The organism is Roseibium sp. RKSG952, from assembly GCF_009711355.1.
The window spans coordinates 1-1,091 of record NZ_SMMF01000453.1 but is presented as its reverse complement, the minus strand read 5'-3'; the positions used below and the strand labels follow the sequence as shown (position 1 = coordinate 1,091).

The 1,091-nt window shown below is 50.3% G+C and carries 2 protein-coding genes; one reads left to right on the top strand and one right to left on the bottom strand.

Translation table 11 applies throughout. The annotated features are described in order from the left end of the window. The coding region (locus E1297_RS01525) for an RNA-guided endonuclease TnpB family protein (protein WP_155133014.1) at positions 1-783 on the bottom strand (783 nt) is incomplete at its 3' end. A gap of 92 nt (positions 784-875) precedes the next feature. On the opposite strand from E1297_RS01525, the gene E1297_RS01520 reads away from it, so the two are divergent. Further along, positions 876-1,091, top strand: a 216-nt coding sequence (locus tag E1297_RS01520; RefSeq protein WP_196223119.1) for a transposase, incomplete at its 3' end; no start/stop codon positions are given.

Here is a 1,091-nt window from a genome sequence, read left to right as displayed (position 1 = left end):
TTTCAACGTCTCCACGCAGACCGCTTGGTTATCGTCAATCAGGCGTTTGGAAAGCTTGTGCTGAAAGTCATTTCGAGTATTGGCGATCCTCTCGTGGGCCTTTGCCACCAACAACCGCGCCTTGGCCCTGTTCCTGGAGCCTTTCTTTTTTCGGGACAGAGTTTTTTGTTTGCGACGCAAATTGATGGCGGCACGTTTTAAAAAGCGTGGGTTCTTCTGCTTTTCGCCGTTGCTATAGATGCAAAGATGAGACAAACCAAGATCAACACCTGTTACAGCTTGTGCGGAAAGAGCTTTCTTTGCTTCGGGCTCTACAGTCCCGTCTTCCACCAAAACGGAGGCATAGTACTTGCCCGTCGATGTTTTCGATATGGTGATCGAATTTACTTTGCCGTTTGCTGCACGATGTACTCTGGCTTTAATTCGTGGGCACTTTGGTATTTTGATCCAGCCATCGCCTATTGAAACCGACATGCAATGATAGCTGCCTTGTTTGCCGTGCTTGGATTTGAAACGGGGAAACCCGTTATTCAGCTTTGGGTCAAAGAACTTCTGGAACGCCGTTTGCAGGTTTCTGAGTGCTTCTTGCAATGCAATGGAGTCAGCTTGTGCCACCCAGCCATATTTCCGACTTTTCTTGGCAACCGCGAGTAATGGCTTCAAATCCCGTGTGGGCGACAGGTTCTTTCCGCGAACCTTAAAATAATGTTTTTTTGCGGCAAGGGCTCTGTTCCAGACAAAACGCACAATGCCGAATTGCCGATTTAAACCCGGATATCCCATATGGAAATTGTTTTACGGTCGGCCAGTCGCATGATAATTTATTAGCATCAATGGGTTAGCCTGCATGGAGGTTGGCTTTGGGAGCGAACGCGATGGGTGAAGCGGAAACGGGCCCTTTGAGGCTTCATTTCGACCGCACGATCAAACTCGCGTTTCAGGGAAGCTCCATCAGTTCCGATGGCGGATTGCTGCTGCACCGGGAGCTGGATGACGCTCTTGGTCTAACCGGCATTGCGGCTCAGATGATGGTTGACCCGCGCGCTGGCAAGAATGGTCAGCACCAGATCGGCGGCTACCTGCGCCAGTCA